This window comes from Pseudomonas sp. SIMBA_041 (assembly GCF_046535095.1).
Classification (GTDB): domain Bacteria; phylum Pseudomonadota; class Gammaproteobacteria; order Pseudomonadales; family Pseudomonadaceae; genus Aquipseudomonas; species Aquipseudomonas mucoides.
In genome coordinates this window covers 1-233 of the sequence record NZ_JAWRXJ010000994.1, presented here as the reverse complement: position 1 = coordinate 233, position 233 = coordinate 1, and the positions used below count along the sequence as shown (strand labels likewise).

Here is a 233-nt window from a genome sequence, read left to right as displayed (position 1 = left end):
ATCACTGCGCTTGCAACACAATTCATGCGCGGTATGAAAGCGGCTGGTATGGCAACCACTGGTAAACACTTCCCCGGTCATGGTGCCATCGCTCCTGACTCGCACGTATCAGTACTGATGCTCGTGGTTACGCAGTACTTGAAGTAACGACTGAAGCAGATCGTCAGACGCTCAAAAAACCAGAGAACGTCGAGATACATTGGGTGATTAATGCGCATCCAAATGCAGATGAT

The 233-nt window shown here is 49.4% G+C and carries 1 protein-coding gene and 1 pseudogene; both read left to right on the top strand.

Annotation, left to right across the window (positions count from 1 at the left end):
- Positions 1-114: pseudogene (locus SB725_RS34110) on the top strand (glycoside hydrolase family 3 N-terminal domain-containing protein); the annotation flags it as partial.
- Positions 108-233: SIP domain-containing protein (locus SB725_RS34105; protein ID WP_410923813.1), on the top strand; the 126-nt coding region annotated here is incomplete at its 3' end. The pseudogene SB725_RS34110 and the gene SB725_RS34105, both read left to right, overlap by 7 nt.